The sequence below is a fragment of the Cupriavidus sp. KB_39 genome, assembly GCF_052114485.1.
Taxonomy (GTDB): Bacteria; Pseudomonadota; Gammaproteobacteria; order Burkholderiales; family Burkholderiaceae; genus Cupriavidus.
Genome location: NZ_JBFREV010000265.1, coordinates 1 through 351, shown reverse-complemented (window position 1 = coordinate 351; position 351 = coordinate 1). Strand labels below are relative to the sequence as shown.

At 65.5% G+C, this 351-nt stretch carries 1 pseudogene; it reads right to left on the bottom strand.

Annotated features, from left to right (window positions below):
- Positions 1 to 293, bottom strand: a pseudogene (locus AB4Z27_RS29870) (type VI secretion system contractile sheath large subunit); the annotation flags it as partial.
- Positions 294 to 351 lie beyond the last annotated feature (58 nt).

The following is a 351-nucleotide window of genomic DNA, read 5'->3' as shown; positions in this document are numbered from 1 at the left end:
ATGTGGAAGTCGAGCAGGCTCTTGTCGAGCCGGTCCACCTGCTGTGACGAGTCCTGAATCATCTTCAGGAACACGTGCATGGCCTGCGCCACGCGCTCGTCGAGCGACGATTCGGACAACGCATCGGCGCTCTGGAACGACTCCACCGGCCGCGTGCTGCGGACCGGCGACAGGTTGATCTTCTCGCAGAGCGCCTCATAGACGCTCTTGCCCGGTGCGTCGAGGACGGCGGCAGCGGCGGCGCTATCGGCGGCGCTATGGGTACGTGCGGACAGTTCGTGCTTCTTTTCCATGGGGAAAATCCTCGGGTAACGGGTTACTGGGCGGAGGCGGGAGCCGGGGCGCCGGGGC